Origin of the sequence: Brevibacterium sp. FME37 (assembly GCF_014897485.1) — a bacterium.
GTDB lineage: Bacteria > Actinomycetota > Actinomycetes > Actinomycetales > Brevibacteriaceae > Brevibacterium.
The window spans coordinates 19,345-32,568 of sequence record NZ_JABUYE010000001.1 but is presented as its reverse complement, the minus strand read 5'-3'; the positions used below and the strand labels follow the sequence as shown (position 1 = coordinate 32,568).

13 protein-coding genes are annotated in these 13,224 nt (G+C 62.9%); all 13 read right to left on the bottom strand.

From position 1 onward, the window contains the following. Positions 1 to 19 precede the first annotated feature (19 nt). Positions 20 to 640 carry an L-threonylcarbamoyladenylate synthase gene (locus tag INT29_RS00145; RefSeq protein ID WP_101574778.1) on the bottom strand — a complete coding sequence of 207 codons (621 nt, stop codon included), beginning with the start codon at positions 638 to 640 and terminating at the stop codon, positions 20 to 22. A 155-nt stretch (positions 641 to 795) separates the two neighbouring features. Next, positions 796 to 2,085: an AI-2E family transporter gene (locus INT29_RS00140; RefSeq protein WP_101574777.1), complete on the bottom strand. Its 1,290-nt coding sequence runs from the start codon at positions 2,083 to 2,085 to the stop codon at positions 796 to 798. Further along, positions 2,086 to 3,597 (bottom strand): ribosome biogenesis GTPase Der, encoded by a 1,512-nt coding sequence (gene der / locus INT29_RS00135; RefSeq protein ID WP_101574776.1) that lies wholly within the window; start codon positions 3,595 to 3,597, stop codon positions 2,086 to 2,088. After that, positions 3,594 to 4,253 (bottom strand): (d)CMP kinase, encoded by a 660-nt coding sequence (cmk, locus tag INT29_RS00130; protein ID WP_193070391.1) that lies wholly within the window; start codon positions 4,251 to 4,253, stop codon positions 3,594 to 3,596. The genes der and cmk overlap by 4 nt, the downstream gene beginning before the upstream one ends. Further along, positions 4,250 to 5,350 (bottom strand): prephenate dehydrogenase, encoded by a 1,101-nt coding sequence (locus tag INT29_RS00125; protein WP_193070390.1) that lies wholly within the window; start codon positions 5,348 to 5,350, stop codon positions 4,250 to 4,252. The genes cmk and INT29_RS00125 overlap by 4 nt, the downstream gene beginning before the upstream one ends. After that, the gene (locus INT29_RS00120) at positions 5,347 to 6,111 is read right to left on the bottom strand and encodes a pseudouridine synthase (RefSeq protein ID WP_319020805.1); all 765 of its coding nucleotides are present in this window, start codon (positions 6,109 to 6,111) and stop codon (positions 5,347 to 5,349) included. Before INT29_RS00120 ends, INT29_RS00125 begins: the two co-directional genes overlap by 4 nt. Before the next feature lie 114 nt (positions 6,112 to 6,225). Then, positions 6,226 to 6,861, bottom strand: a complete 636-nt coding sequence (scpB, locus tag INT29_RS00115; protein WP_193070388.1) for an SMC-Scp complex subunit ScpB — start codon at positions 6,859 to 6,861, stop codon at positions 6,226 to 6,228. Continuing rightward, entirely contained in the window at positions 6,858 to 7,715 is an 858-nt protein-coding gene (locus INT29_RS00110) for a segregation and condensation protein A (RefSeq protein ID WP_257930280.1), read from the bottom strand. Before INT29_RS00110 ends, scpB begins: the two co-directional genes overlap by 4 nt. 59 nt (positions 7,716 to 7,774) lie before the next feature. After that, positions 7,775 to 8,644 carry a ParA family protein gene (locus INT29_RS00105; RefSeq protein ID WP_101574772.1) on the bottom strand — a complete coding sequence of 290 codons (870 nt, stop codon included), beginning with the start codon at positions 8,642 to 8,644 and terminating at the stop codon, positions 7,775 to 7,777. Between the two features lie 39 nt (positions 8,645 to 8,683). Beyond that, positions 8,684 to 9,631 carry a site-specific tyrosine recombinase XerD gene (gene xerD / locus INT29_RS00100; protein WP_193070387.1) on the bottom strand — a complete coding sequence of 316 codons (948 nt, stop codon included), beginning with the start codon at positions 9,629 to 9,631 and terminating at the stop codon, positions 8,684 to 8,686. A 10-nt stretch (positions 9,632 to 9,641) separates the two neighbouring features. Continuing rightward, positions 9,642 to 10,358 (bottom strand): NUDIX domain-containing protein, encoded by a 717-nt coding sequence (locus tag INT29_RS00095; RefSeq protein ID WP_257930277.1) that lies wholly within the window; start codon positions 10,356 to 10,358, stop codon positions 9,642 to 9,644. A gap of 11 nt (positions 10,359 to 10,369) precedes the next feature. Next, a complete protein-coding gene (locus INT29_RS00090; RefSeq protein ID WP_226831622.1) occupies positions 10,370 to 12,052 on the bottom strand; it encodes a CTP synthase in 1,683 nt (560 codons plus the stop codon). A gap of 8 nt (positions 12,053 to 12,060) precedes the next feature. Further along, positions 12,061 to 13,197, bottom strand: a complete 1,137-nt coding sequence (locus INT29_RS00085) for a glycosyltransferase (protein WP_193070385.1) — start codon at positions 13,195 to 13,197, stop codon at positions 12,061 to 12,063. Positions 13,198 to 13,224: the final 27 nt, after the last annotated feature.

Below are 13,224 nucleotides of genomic sequence, written 5' to 3'. Positions count from 1 at the left end.
GTTGAAGGAACGCTGCGGCTCATTCGAACCGTGAGACGTCTCCCGCCCCGACTCGTGCCACGACTGGTTCCCGTCCGGTGAAGTCGATGACGGAGGTCGGGACGTTTCCCGGAACTCCGGATTCGATGACGACGTCCAGTTCGTGGCCGATCTGATCGACGACGTCGTCTGCCTGGGTCAGCGGGTCCTCGGCGCCGGGAAGCAGCAGGGTCGATGACAGGATGGGTTCGCCCATTGCTTCGACGAGAGCCAGAGCTGTCACATTCTGCGGAATGCGTGCGCCGACCGAGAGTTTCTTGGCGTGCATCATGCGACGTGGAACTTCCTTCGTCGCCTTCATGATGAACGTGTAGGGTCCCGGAGTCATTGACTTGATGACCCTGAAGTCCGAGTTGTCGACGATGACGAACTGCCCCAACTGTGCGAAGTCTCGGCACATCAGTGTGAAGTGATGCTTCGCGTCCAGTTGTCTGATTCGGGTGATCCGTTCGATTCCGGACTTATTGTCCAAAGCGCAGCCCAATGCGTAGCCCGAGTCTGTGGGGTAGGCGATGAGTCCGCCGTTCCACAGAATCTCCACGGCCTTGTCGATCATTCGGTTCTGTGGGTTCTCAGGATGAATATTCAGTAAGGTCGCCATACCTCATGCTAACCACTCACAGCATACGAGGCGAGAGTCATGACGTAATCGATCGAACAATTCTTCGTCCCTGTATCTGGTCCCTGTACCTGAGACCTAGAACAGTCGGAGGCACGGTAGCGTCTGCCGGCGACTTCGCCTGCCGACACTTCGAGTCAGCTCGTGGGCTTGGACGTGTCCTGCTCGCCTTCGACCGGGGTCGTCGTCGAGGCTTCATCCTCAGCCGCCGAACCTTCACCCGCCGAGTCCGCCGAACCCTCCGAATCAGACTTCTCCAAAGGCGATCCAAGGGTGTCGCCCAATGTTTCGGACGCTGGTGACACCGGAGGGACCTTCGTCGATGTGTTCGCGGTTCCCGGGTCCGAAGCGAGCAGAATGTTCACCCATTTCGCCTTCGGATCCGCGTCGATGAGCAGCGCCTTCAACAGAAGTGTCGCAGGCAGTGCGAGGAGTGCACCGAGCCATCCGAGCACCCACACCCAGAACAGCAGCGACAGGAAAGACACCAGTGGGGTGACTCCGACCGACTCCCCCGTGAACTTCGGTTGGATGATCGATTGGATGACGAAGTTGAGCACGCTGTAGGCGATCACGACCCACAAGCCCGCCTGCCAGCCGCCATCGACGAGCGCGAGCAGTGCTGGAGGAATGAGGCCGATGACGAAACCGATGTTCGGAATGTAGTTCGTCAGGAACGCGAGCACACCCCACACCCAGATCAGCGGCACATCGATGATCGCCAAAGCGATGACGTCGAGAAGAGCAACGATGAGACCGAAGACCGTCGCCACGATCCAGTAACGTCGGACGCCGCGGGCGAAGCCGCCGAGTGAGGCCGAGAGCGAGGGCTTGGCGTCGAGCAGCATCAGCATACGTTTGTCGATGCCCATGGAATCCATGGCCACGAAGAACACCGCCATCACCACAGTGGTGAGCAGGCCCGCAACCATTGAGACGTTGGTCAACAGCGGGTAGACGGCGTCGATGAGGGATTTGACGTTGAATTGCTTGAACTGCGCTTCGAGCACCGAGGAGGTGACACCGATATCGGACAGGAACGCCAAGGCGCTCTGATAGGTGGCAACGAGCCGTTCCCCGTAGCTGGGGATGAGGATCACGAGTTCGGCGACAGACCACGCTGTGAGCCCGAAGAAGCCGAAGATCATCACCAGCACGATGAGGACCGAGATGGTGGCACCGATTGCACGCGGTACCTTCAGCCGGGTCAGGTACCTCTGCAGCGGGTAGACGACGATGTAGAAGTTGAGCGCCAGAAACACCGGAGCGACGATGTCCTGAAGTCCTCTGAAGAACATCAGGGCATATGCGAGACCGGCAATCGTCAGTGCGATGACGAGTACCCTGGCAGGCTGGCTCGCATGCCAGGGGCGCTGCTCCGAAGTCAGCGCCTGCGGCTGTTCGTGGGTCTGCCCCTCAACGCTCACTCAGCGCCCTTTCCGCTTCTCCCTGATGCGCATCGACACCTCGATGGGGGTTCCCTTGAACCCGAACGTCTCACGCAGACGCCTCACGATGAAACGACGATACCCCGGATCGAGGAAACCGGAGGTGAAGAGCACGAACTTCGGTGGACGAGACTGTGCCTGGGTCCCGAACAGGATCCTGGGCTGCTTGCCTCCACGCACGGGGTGGGGATTCGCGGCGACCAGTTCGCCGAGGAAGGCGTTGAGTCGACCTGTGGGGATGCGTGTGTCCCATCCCTCCAGTGCCGTCTCCATCGCGGGTACGAGCTTGTCGGCATGGCGACCCGTTTTAGCGGAGATGTTCACTCGCGGGGCCCAGGCCACGTGTGCCAGGTCCTTTTCGATCTCGCGTTCGAGGTAGTAGCGACGTTCGTCGTCAAGCAGATCCCATTTGTTGAACGCCAGGACCACGGCACGACCAGCCTCGGCGGCGGTTGTGACGATACGGACGTCCTGCTCACTCAGCGGTTCTTGAACCTCGAGGAGGACGAGAGCCAGCTCGGCGCGCTCCAACGCTGTCTGCGTACGCAGAGCCGCATAGAAATCAGCGCCACTGGCCTGATGTGCACGACGGCGGATGCCGGCTGTGTCGACGAAACGCCACTGCTTGTCACCCAGCTCGATGAGTTCGTCGACCGGGTCGCGGGTGGTGCCTGCGACATTGTCAACGAGCACACGGTCGGAGCCCATCAGCTGGTTGAGCAGGGAGGACTTTCCGACATTCGGGCGGCCCACCAAGGCAATTCGGCGTGGTCCGCCCTCTTCGACCCGGGTTTCGACGGCAGAGACCTCGGGCAGGATGTTGAGCACCTCGTCGAGGAGGTCAGCAACTCCGCGACCGTGCAGCCCGGACACCGTCCACGGCTGTCCCAGGCCCAGGCCCCAGAGCTCGGCGGCCATGAGCTCGCCGCGTTCGTCATCGACCTTGTTCGCGGCGAGGATGACGGGCTTCTTCTTCCTCCGCAGCATCTTCACGACCAGTTCATCGGTCGCGGTCGGTCCGGTCGTGGCATCCACGACGAGGACCACAGCGTCGGCCATATCGACCGCAATCTCAGACTGGATCGCGATGCGAGAGGCCATGCCCTTGGAATCCGAGTCCCATCCACCGGTGTCGACGAGGGTGAATTCCTTGGTGTTCCATTCCGCCCGGTAGCTCACCCGGTCACGGGTGACTCCGGGAACGTCTTCGACCACGGCTTCGCGGCGGCCGAGGATCCTGTTGACCAGGGTCGATTTGCCCACATTGGGTCGACCGACGACAGCCAGGACAGGGTCAGCACCCCGAGCTTCTTCTTCCTCGACGTCGAAGCCGTAGGCGTCGAGCAGTGCCCGGTCCTCATCTTCGAGGTCATAGCTCTGGAGGCCAGCTTCGAGGGCTGTCGCCCTCTTCTCGGCTTCTTCGTCGCTGATGCTCTCGAGACGTTCGGCCAGATGCTCATCCGGGTTCTCGTGAAATTCTGATTCAGTCATTGTGAGTCCTTCACCAGCTGCAGCACCGTTTCGACCACCTGGTCGAAATCGATGTCGCTGGTATCGAGTGTGTAGACGCCTTCGGAGGCTTCCAGGAAACTCGTTGTCGCTGAGTCCTTGGCGTCACGGCCGGTGACCTGGGATTGGGTGGCGGCGAGAGCCTCGGCGTCAGCGTTGCCATGGAGCTCCTTGGCTCGACGGGCCACGCGGACCTCGTCACGGGCGGTCATGAGGATGCGAACCTCGGCATCCGGAGCCACGACGGTCGTGATGTCACGGCCTTCGACGACGATGCCTTCGGGTGCGCCTGCGATGATGGTCCGCTGCATGTCGATGAGCTCTTCGCGGGCGTCGACGACGGCAGACACGGTCTGCACGTTCTCCGAGACCTCGGGTTCACGGATCTCCTCGCTGACGTCGATTCCGTCGACGGAGACGAAGAATTCGTCCGGATCGATGGAGATCTCCAGATCAACCCCGCGCACCTGTTCGAGGACGTCGACCGGGTCGGTCACGCCCCGGTTGAGGCACAGCCAAGCCATCGCGCGATACATGGCACCCGTATCGAGGTAGCTGTAGCCCAATCGGCGGGCCGTTTCCTTCGCGGTGCTCGACTTGCCGACCCCGCTTGGTCCGTCAATGGCGACGACGCTCATGCAATTCCCTCTTTCTCGATGGCGGATTCGGGAATCTGCCATCCCTTCGACAACAAACCGATTTCAAGTTCCTGTTGGGTGGCCGGCACCACGGAGACATCGACGATTCCGAGCTTCTGCCCCGGCGCGTGGTCCATCCGGAAGTCCTCGACGTTGATGTTCAGGTCACCGATGTCCTTGAACAGTGTGGCCAGGGTTCCCGGGGTGTCGGGAACCAGGATCGTAACTACAGCATATTTGGTCGGCGCCTGTCCGTGCTTACCCGGGATCCGCTCGTGCCCTTCGTTGCCCAACGCAATGGCCCTGGCCAACGCACCGGTCGATCCCGGACCCAGTTCCAAAGCCGTGATGATTTCGTCGAGCTCGGTCCGCAGATCCAGCAGTACGGAGCGGATCTCCTCGGAATTCCCGGCCAGGATCTGCGTCCACAACCGTGGATCGGAAGCGGCGATCCGAGTCACGTCACGCAGCCCCTGCCCTGCCAGTGCGACCTCTTCCAGTGGCGCATGACGCAGCTGGGAGGCGACCAGTGAGGCGATGACCTGCGGCACGTGGGAAACCTTCGCGACCGCGGCATCGTGGATGCGTGGATCGAGGTGGATGACCGAGGAACCGGTGGCTTCCGCCATGGCCACGATCTCGCCGAGGCGGTCCTGTGGTGTGTCCTCATCCGAGCAGATCACCCATGGTCGAGCCGTGAATAGGTCCGACCGGGCGGCGATCGCTCCCGACTTCTCCCGACCGGCCATCGGGTGACACCCGATGTAGCGGTCGAGATCGCTGCGTTCGACAAGTTCGCGCACCGATTCGAGCAGGCTGGTCTTGACGCTTGCCACGTCTGTCACGGTGGCATTCGGGTAGGTCGCCAACGCTGTGGCGATGGTGTGGGCCGCAACGTCGGGTGGGGTGGCGATGACGACGATCTGCGGATCCTCGGCATCGGTGACTTCGGAGGCGACCGTCCCTGCACCCAGGTCGGCTGCCAGCTGCTGGGCCGTCGGTGAGGTGTCCTCGAGGCTGACCTGGTACTTCTGTGCACTCAGCGCTAGTCCCAGGCTTGCGCCCAGCAAACCGGTGCCGATGATGTGGATTCTCACAAGCCGACGGCCTCGAATAGCTCGCCGATCTCGTCCGAACGCAGGGGGCGGATCTTGCCCTGTCGCTGTTCGTCCAACGTGATGGGACCGAACTTGGTCCGCACCAGACGCTCGACGGGATTGCCGACCTCCTTGAGGAGTCGGCGCACAATCCGGTTACGCCCCGAGTGCAGGGTCAGTTCCACCACGGACTTGCCTGGCGTCGAGTCCACGAGCTTGAACGCGTCGACCTTGACGAAGCCGTCGTCGAGGTCGATGCCGGCCTTCAGACGCGAGCTCACATCCTTGGCCAGCTGTCCCCTGACCTGAGCAAGGTAGGTCTTCGGGATCTCGTAGCGCGGGTGAGCCAGTCGGTTGCTCAGCTCCCCGTCATTGGTCAGAAGGATGAGGCCCTCGGTCTCGGTGTCGAGTCGTCCGACGTGGAAGAGACGCTCGACGTGATTCTTCACGTAATCGGCCAGGCAGGGTCGACCATCCGGATCGCTCATCGTGGAGACGACTCCGGCCGGTTTGTTCAACACGAGGTAGACCTTCTTGGTCTGTGTCGAAATTCTCACTGCGTCCACGTGCACGGCCTGGGTTTCGGTGTCGATTCGGGTGCCCAGTTCGGTCACGATGGAACCGTCCACTTCGACCCGTCCGTCGAGGATCAGCTGCTCACATGCACGACGTGAGCCTAGGCCCGCCTCGGCGAGGATCTTTTGGAGTCTCACACCCCCGCTGACATGGGCATCTGACTTATCGCCCGTGCCGGTCGGCACGTGTTTGCCCCCCTTGGATGAGGTGCTGGAACGCTGTTTTCGGGTCGGACGATTGTTGCGCCCGCCTGGCGCTCGGGGATCACGGTATGGACTCATAAACTCCATTCTCTCAAATCAATCGTCAACTCGTGACATCTCGTCGTCGAGATCGCCCATCTCATCTTCGACAGAGGCCAGAACTTCTGAGTTGTCAGCTCCCAATTCGGCGACATCTGAGTCCTCGGGAAGGTACGGAGCGATCTCCGGCAGGTCATCGATGCTGTTCATTCCCAGCGCATCGAGGAACTGGTGAGTGGTGGTGTAGAGCAGCGCCGAGGTGGTCTCTTCCTTCCCCGCTTCGACGATGAGTCCGCGCAGGAGCAGAGTCCGGATGACACCGTCGACGCTGACCCCGCGGATGGCTGCGATGCGCGGCCGCGATATCGGTTGCCGGTATGCGATGACGGCCAAGGTCTCGAGCGCGGCCTGGGACAGTTTCGCGCTCTGCCCCGAGGTCAGGAAGTCCTTGACGATCTCGTGATAGTCCCCGCGAGAGAAGATTCGAAACCCCCCGGCGACCAGTCGGATCTCGAATCCGCGCTGCCTCCTGCCGCCGTCCCCACCGTCGTAGTCGGCCTTGAGTTCGGCGATGGCATCGGTGACGGTGTCCTCATCGAGCCCGAGGGCGCTGGCTAGCTCATTGGCCGAGACGGCGGAGTCACTGATCATGAGGACCGCTTCGATCCCGGCCAGGATTTCATCGTCGATCATGCAGGTCCCTCTTCCTCATCGTGCACGCTATCGGCCTCGTCGCCCAGCGCCTCAACATCGGCGTTCAATACCTCAGCCGCGCCGTCCGGCTCCTCGAGTTCGGCATCACCGTCCCACTCCCCCTCGGTGCGCAGATCCACGCCGTCATCGGTGGACTCGGTGCGCGAGATGAGCAGCGGGCCCAAGGGCTCCTCCTGGGCGAAGTCGCAGAGGCCGACCTTGAACAGTTCCAGCAGCGCCAGGAATCGGGCCACCACGACCAGCGTGTTGTCGGCGGTGTCAAGCAGTTTCTGGAAGTCGAGATCTCCGGCACGCAGCAGGCTGAGGATGTGGCCGCGCTGTTCGGAGACGCTGACGAGGGGCAGGTGGATGTGGTCGACCGCGACGCTCGGGGGCGTGTGGTCACGTTGGAGCACGGTCGCGTAGAGTCCGGCCAGCTCACCTGGGCCGATGTGGATCTCAAGGGGTGGCAGAACGTCCTGGAACTCCGGTTCGAGTCCGACGCTGCGCGGGGCCCTGATCGATCCGGCGGCCATAGCCTCGGCGAAGAATCTGCTCACGGACTTATAGGCTCGGTACTGCAGGAGTCGGGCGAAGAGAAGGTCGCGGGCTTCGAGCAGTTCGAGGTCGAGTTCCTCTTCGCCGTCCTCATTGGGCAGCAGACGTGCCGTCTTGAGGTCCAGCAGGGTGGCGGCGACCAGGAGGAACTGGGAGATCTCGGCGAGGCTTGAACCGACCTTGGCACCGGCTCGTTCGCTCAGGCCGGTCGTGTAGGCGATGAACTCATCGGTCACCTCGGCGAGGGCGATCTCCGTGACGTCGAGACGACGTTTGGAGATCAGGCCGAGGAGCAGGTCGAAGGGACCGGAGAAGTTCTCCAGCTCAACCTGGAACCCTTCACTGACGGTCTCGCTCAGGGCGCGCCTCCGCGGGCGATGAGCTCCCTGGCCAGGCGGCGGTAGGCTTCCGAGCCGGCGTGCTTGGGGGCGAAACTCGTGATCGGTTCGGCAGCGACCGAGGCGTCCGGGAATTTCACGGTGCGGTTGATGACCGTGTCGAAGACCTTGTCGTCGAAGGCCTCCGTCACACGCGACATGACCTCTTTGGAGTGGAGCGTGCGCGAGTCGAACATCGTGGCCAGGATCCCGTCGACGACGAGGGAGGGATTGAGCCGGTCCTGGATCTTCTCGATGGTCTCCACCAGCAGTGCGACACCGCGGAGGGCGAAGAACTCGGTTTCGAGCGGAATGATGACACCGTGTGCCGCGGTCAGAGCGTTGACGGTGAGCAGACCGAGCGAGGGCTGGCAGTCGATGAGGATGACGTCGTATTCGTCGGCGACCTTGGACAGCACGCGGGACAGGATCTGCTCACGGGCAACCTCGCCCACGAGCTGGACTTCGGCAGCGGAGAGGTCGATGTTGGCCGGGAGGATGTCGATGTTCTCGAAGTCGGTGCCGACGATGACCTCGTGTGGATCCATCCGCGAATTCATCAGCAGGTTGTAGATGCTGATTTCGAGATCGTAGGGGTTGACGCCCAGACCGACGGACAAGGCGCCCTGCGGGTCGAAGTCCACGAGGAGCATCTTGCGTCCATAGGCGGCCAGCGAGGCGCCGAGGTTGATCGACGAGGTCGTTTTGCCGACCCCGCCCTTCTGGTTGACCATCGCGATGATGCGGGCAGGCCCATGAGTGTCCAGCGGTGCTGGTTCGTCGAAGTCCTGCTGCTCAGGTGCAGTGGATTTCGACTTGGGAATATCCAATGCCTGTTGCGTATTCATCACTCGGATGGCCACCTTTCGTTGCTCTCTGCTCCAACCCTACCGTGCCCGGGGGTGCGAGGTCGCGTACACTTCCCGCAATGTTTCCTCTGACACCTTCGTATAGATCTGCGTGGTCGTGACTGAGGCGTGGCCCAGCAGTTCTTGGACGACGCGAATATCGGCCCCGCCCTCCAGCAGGTGTGTCGCGAAGGAGTGACGGAACGTATGCGGAGACACCTCGGCCTCCAGGCCGGCGAGTTCCCCGGCGTCCTTGACGATCTGCCACGCGGTCTGGCGCGACAGGCGGGTCCCCCGCGCGTTGAGGAACAGGGCACCGGCCGGGGCCGATGTTCTGGCCTTCGCAGCCATGCTCGGTCGAGTCCGTGACACCCAGGCGCCCAGCGCTGTCGAGGCGTGGGAGCCGAAGGGCACGATCCGTTCCTTCCCGCCTTTGCCGTACAGGCGCACGAGGCTGGTCTCGAGATCCAGATCGTCCAGGTCGACGCCTACCGCCTCGGAGATCCGTGCGCCCGTCGCATAGAGCAGCTCCAGCAGTGCAGCCGCCCGAATCTGTGCGGGCTCTTCACCGCCTGTCGTGGCCAGCATCGCCTCGACATCGTCCAGAGACAGGGCTTTGGGCAGACGCAGCCCTTCCTGAGGCGGGCTGACCTCTGAGGCCGGGTCCGTGGATGCCAGTCCCTCGCCGAGGGCGAATCCGTGGAACCGGCGCACCGCGACGAGTGCCCGCGCACGGGTCCGTGGCGCCAGGTTCTCATCGTGCAGGTGGAGAGCGAAGGCCTCGACATGGCTCCGTTCGACCTCACCGAGGCGGCCGATCCCCTGCCCGTTCAGCCAGGTTCCGTACCTGGCGAGGTCACGGGCATAGGCGTCGATGGAGTTTCGTGACAGCCCACGCTCGAAGCGCAGCGAGTTCAGGTATGTTTCGAAGGCACGCGCCAGGGACTGCGGCAGTTCCGGGAGCAGTTCGGCACCGTGCCGGGCCATGGGTCAGCCCTCAGGCTCGCGGTCGGTCAGCGCCGCCGGCAGTGTCTGCCGTGTCTGCCTCGGCAGTGCCCGCAGCGACTGCTGCATCGGCACGGCCGTCGATGAGACGGCGCGGTGCATCGACGCTGCGGGTCCGGGTGGGTTCCCCGGCGGCTTCGGCACGCAGGATGCGGTCCACCTGCAGGACTGCCAGCTGTGCGATCGAGTTTGTGATCTCGCCCGCGCACACCGCGTCCATGGCCTCGTCGAGGCTGGCCCACCGGAATTTGAAGCCGGCTTCCTCTTCGCTGCGTTCGTGCCGGTCCTCGTCGGCGATGAGCTCGAAGTCCCTGGCCAGGTACAGGCGGATGGATTCGCTGCTGCCGCCAGGGGTCAGGCAGGAGTCGGTGAGGACTTCCCACCGTGCCGCACGGAGATCGGCTTCCTCAGCCAGCTCACGCTGGGCGGCATCGAAGGGATCCTCACCGGGCACATCAAGGAGACCCGCGGGGACCTCCCAAAGCCTGGCCCGGACGGGATGGCGGTACTGCTGGATGAGCAGGATCCGCTCCTGCTCATCCACGCACGCGATGGCCACAGCACCTGTGTGAGCCATCATGTCGCGAACCAACCCGGTTGCCTCAGGCAGATCGAAGGTCTCACGCCGAATGTTCCACACTGCCCCGTGGTAGACCACGTCGGATGCGGTGATATTCGGCGTATAGGCTTCGTCGCGCAGATCGCTCACGTGAGTCCTAACTACTTCTGAGCCTTCAGTGCCGCTGCCACGAGTCCGGCGAACAGCGGATGAGCATTGGTCGGACGTGACTTGAGCTCGGGGTGAGCCTGAGTCGCCACATAGTAGGGGTGCACGGACTCCGGCAGCTCTACGAACTCTACGAGCTCACCGCTGGGTGAGGTGCCCGAGAAGCGCAGACCGGCCTTGGCCAGATCGTCACGATAGGAGTTGTTGACCTCGTAGCGGTGACGGTGACGTTCGGAGATGAGCGTCGACTCATAGACTCCCGCGACGACACTTCCTTCGTCGAGTTTCGCCTCGTAGGTGCCCAAGCGCATGGTTCCGCCCAGATCGCCTTCGCCTTCGACTATGGAGAGCTGCTCGGCCATCGTCGCGATGACGGGGACCTGTGTATCGGGGTCGAACTCTGACGATGAGGCGTCATCGATGCCGGCGACGTTCCGTGCATACTCGATGACCATGCACTGCAGACCCAGGCACAGACCCAGGGTCGGGATGCCGGTCGTGCGAGCGTACTCGAGTGCGCCGAGTTTTCCGTCGATACCGCGGATGCCGAAGCCGCCGGGCACGCAGATCGCGTCGAGGCCGGACAGACGCTCACGGGCACCGGCCTCGGTGTCGCAGTCATCGGAGGCGATCCACTCGACCTTGACCTTGGCGTTATTGGCGAAGCCTCCGGCTCGCAGCGCCTCGGTGACCGATAGGTACGCATCCGGCAGGTCGATGTATTTGCCGACGATGCCGATGCGCACATGGTGCTTGGGGTTGTGGACGCGTTCGAGAACCCAATCCCACTTCGTCCAGTCGACATCGCGGAAAGGAAGGTTGAGGCGACGGATCACATAGACGTCGAGGCCTCCGTCGTGGAGGACCTTCGGGATGTCGTAGATGCTGGGAGCGTCGACGCAGGACACGACAGCGTCGGATTCCACGTCACACGAGGAAGCGATCTTCGTGCGGATCGAATCCGGCAGCTCCCGGTCGGAGCGCAGCACGATCGCGTCGGGCTGGATGCCGATCGAGCGCAGTGCCGCCACGGAGTGCTGGGTCGGCTTCGTCTTCAGCTCGCCCGAGGGCCCGAGGTAGGGAACCAGAGACACGTGGATGAAGAACACATTGTCGCGGCCGATGTCGTGACGCACCTGTCGTGCGGCTTCGAGGAACGGCTGGGATTCGATGTCACCGACGGTTCCGCCGATTTCGGTGATGATGACATCGGGACGCTCATCGATGGGACGTTCGGCCTGAGCCCGCATCCGCGACTTGATCTCGTCGGTGATGTGCGGGATGACCTGAACGGTGTCGCCGAGGTAGGCGCCGCGACGTTCCTTGGCGATGACCGAGGAGTAGACCTGTCCGGTCGTGACATTTGCCGCACCGTCCAGATTGACGTCGAGGAAGCGCTCGTAATGACCGATGTCGAGGTCGGTCTCAGCACCGTCTTCGGTGACGAAGACCTCGCCGTGCTGGAAGGGATTCATTGTTCCCGGATCCACATTGAGATAGGGATCCAGTTTCTGCATTGCTACTGAGAGTCCGCGCTGAGTGAGCAGGTGACCGAGGCTCGAAGCCGTCAGTCCCTTGCCCAACGAAGAGGCAACGCCTCCCGTGACGAAGATGTGCTTTGCCGTATTTGTGCCGCCTGGGCCAGTTCGATTCACCACGGGATTTGATCCTATCAAAGTCCGGCTCACGAATCTGACGATTCGGCGACTTCGGCGTAGAGATCAAGCAGGGTCGCTGAGATCGCAGCCCCGTTGTTCACGTCAATGACGCGCTTCTTGGCGGCTACAGCCTGGGATCCGCGTCCGGCTGGATCATCGAGAAGATGATTGATCTCACTCAGAAGTGCATCCGTATCATCGGCGGCAACGGTCTTCGCCGCCGCACCCCAGATGCCGGCGCGTCGTGGGTTGCCGATGAAGACCGCTGGCTTCGACAGCTGCATCAGGTCTTCGTGGCTGAGCCCGGTCATGGTCTCACTGGCGATGACGACGTCCGCGGCGGCTGCCACGTCGACGAGGTCACCGGCCGGGGCGACGATGACGTGGCGGTCGGCGAAGGCGGACTCGATCGTGCTCCGGTCCTTGCCGGTGCCGGTGAGGACCGTGACGACTGGTCGGCCGGGTCGTTTCGTGTTGATCTGGTCGGCAGCGTCGAGGATCGTGGCCAGAGCAGTGTGGTCACGCAGGGCGATGGGGCTGGCGACCATCCAGGTGCCCTCTTCGACGCCCAGTTCCTTGCGCACCTGTGCACGCGGTGTCCTGACGGTGAGGTCGATGTCGATGTCCGGGTGGACGAGTTCGGCGCGTTCGACCACGGGAACCTTCCCCCCGAAATAGTCGACGACCGGTTCGGTGGTGCCCAGAATCGCGGTCGCGGTGCGGCCCACGATCTCGGCGCCGGTCTTCTCGATGACGCCGGCCGCATCGAAGGACTCGATCGTGGCGACGATCTTCGGGTGCAGTCGGGCGGGGAGGCCGGTGAAGGCCAGGCCGGCGAGCGTCGCGGCGTGCAGGCCGTGGGCGTGGACGATGTCCACGTGCTGGTAGTACTTGTGCAGAGTGAATGCGGTATTGGGATCTGCCAAGGTGAAGCGTCGTCGTGCTGCCAGCTCGATCTCGCGGAAGTTGTCCGCCAGATCCTCGGGAACTCCGAATGTGCCCAGCAGCGAACGGTGGGCGGCGACCGCAACCTTGAAGCCGGCGCGCAGATGCCCGAGCACTGCGAGTTTCGCGACTTCGACGACGGGACCCGTAGTTTCGGCGAGTACATGCAGAATTCTCGTGTCTGCGCTGAGTGGGTGGACCTCGCCGGATTCGCTCATTTCCTCATCCTTTTCATTAGATCGACG

Excerpts from the sequence above, each read along its gene's own strand:
- cmk (WP_193070391.1), bottom strand. The coding sequence starts at position 4,253 with ATGAGCGTCGTCGCCATTGACGGACCAAGCGGGGTCGGCAAGTCGAGC.
- der (WP_101574776.1), bottom strand. The coding sequence starts at position 3,597 with ATGACTGAATCAGAATTTCACGAGAACCCGGATGAGCATCTGGCCGAA.
- INT29_RS00085 (WP_193070385.1), bottom strand. The coding sequence starts at position 13,197 with ATGAGCGAATCCGGCGAGGTCCACCCACTCAGCGCAGACACGAGAATT.
- INT29_RS00145 (WP_101574778.1), bottom strand. The coding sequence starts at position 640 with ATGGCGACCTTACTGAATATTCATCCTGAGAACCCACAGAACCGAATG.
- scpB (WP_193070388.1), bottom strand. The coding sequence starts at position 6,861 with ATGATCGACGATGAAATCCTGGCCGGGATCGAAGCGGTCCTCATGATC.
- xerD (WP_193070387.1), bottom strand. The coding sequence starts at position 9,631 with ATGGCCCGGCACGGTGCCGAACTGCTCCCGGAACTGCCGCAGTCCCTG.
- INT29_RS00105 (WP_101574772.1), bottom strand. The coding sequence starts at position 8,644 with ATGAATACGCAACAGGCATTGGATATTCCCAAGTCGAAATCCACTGCA.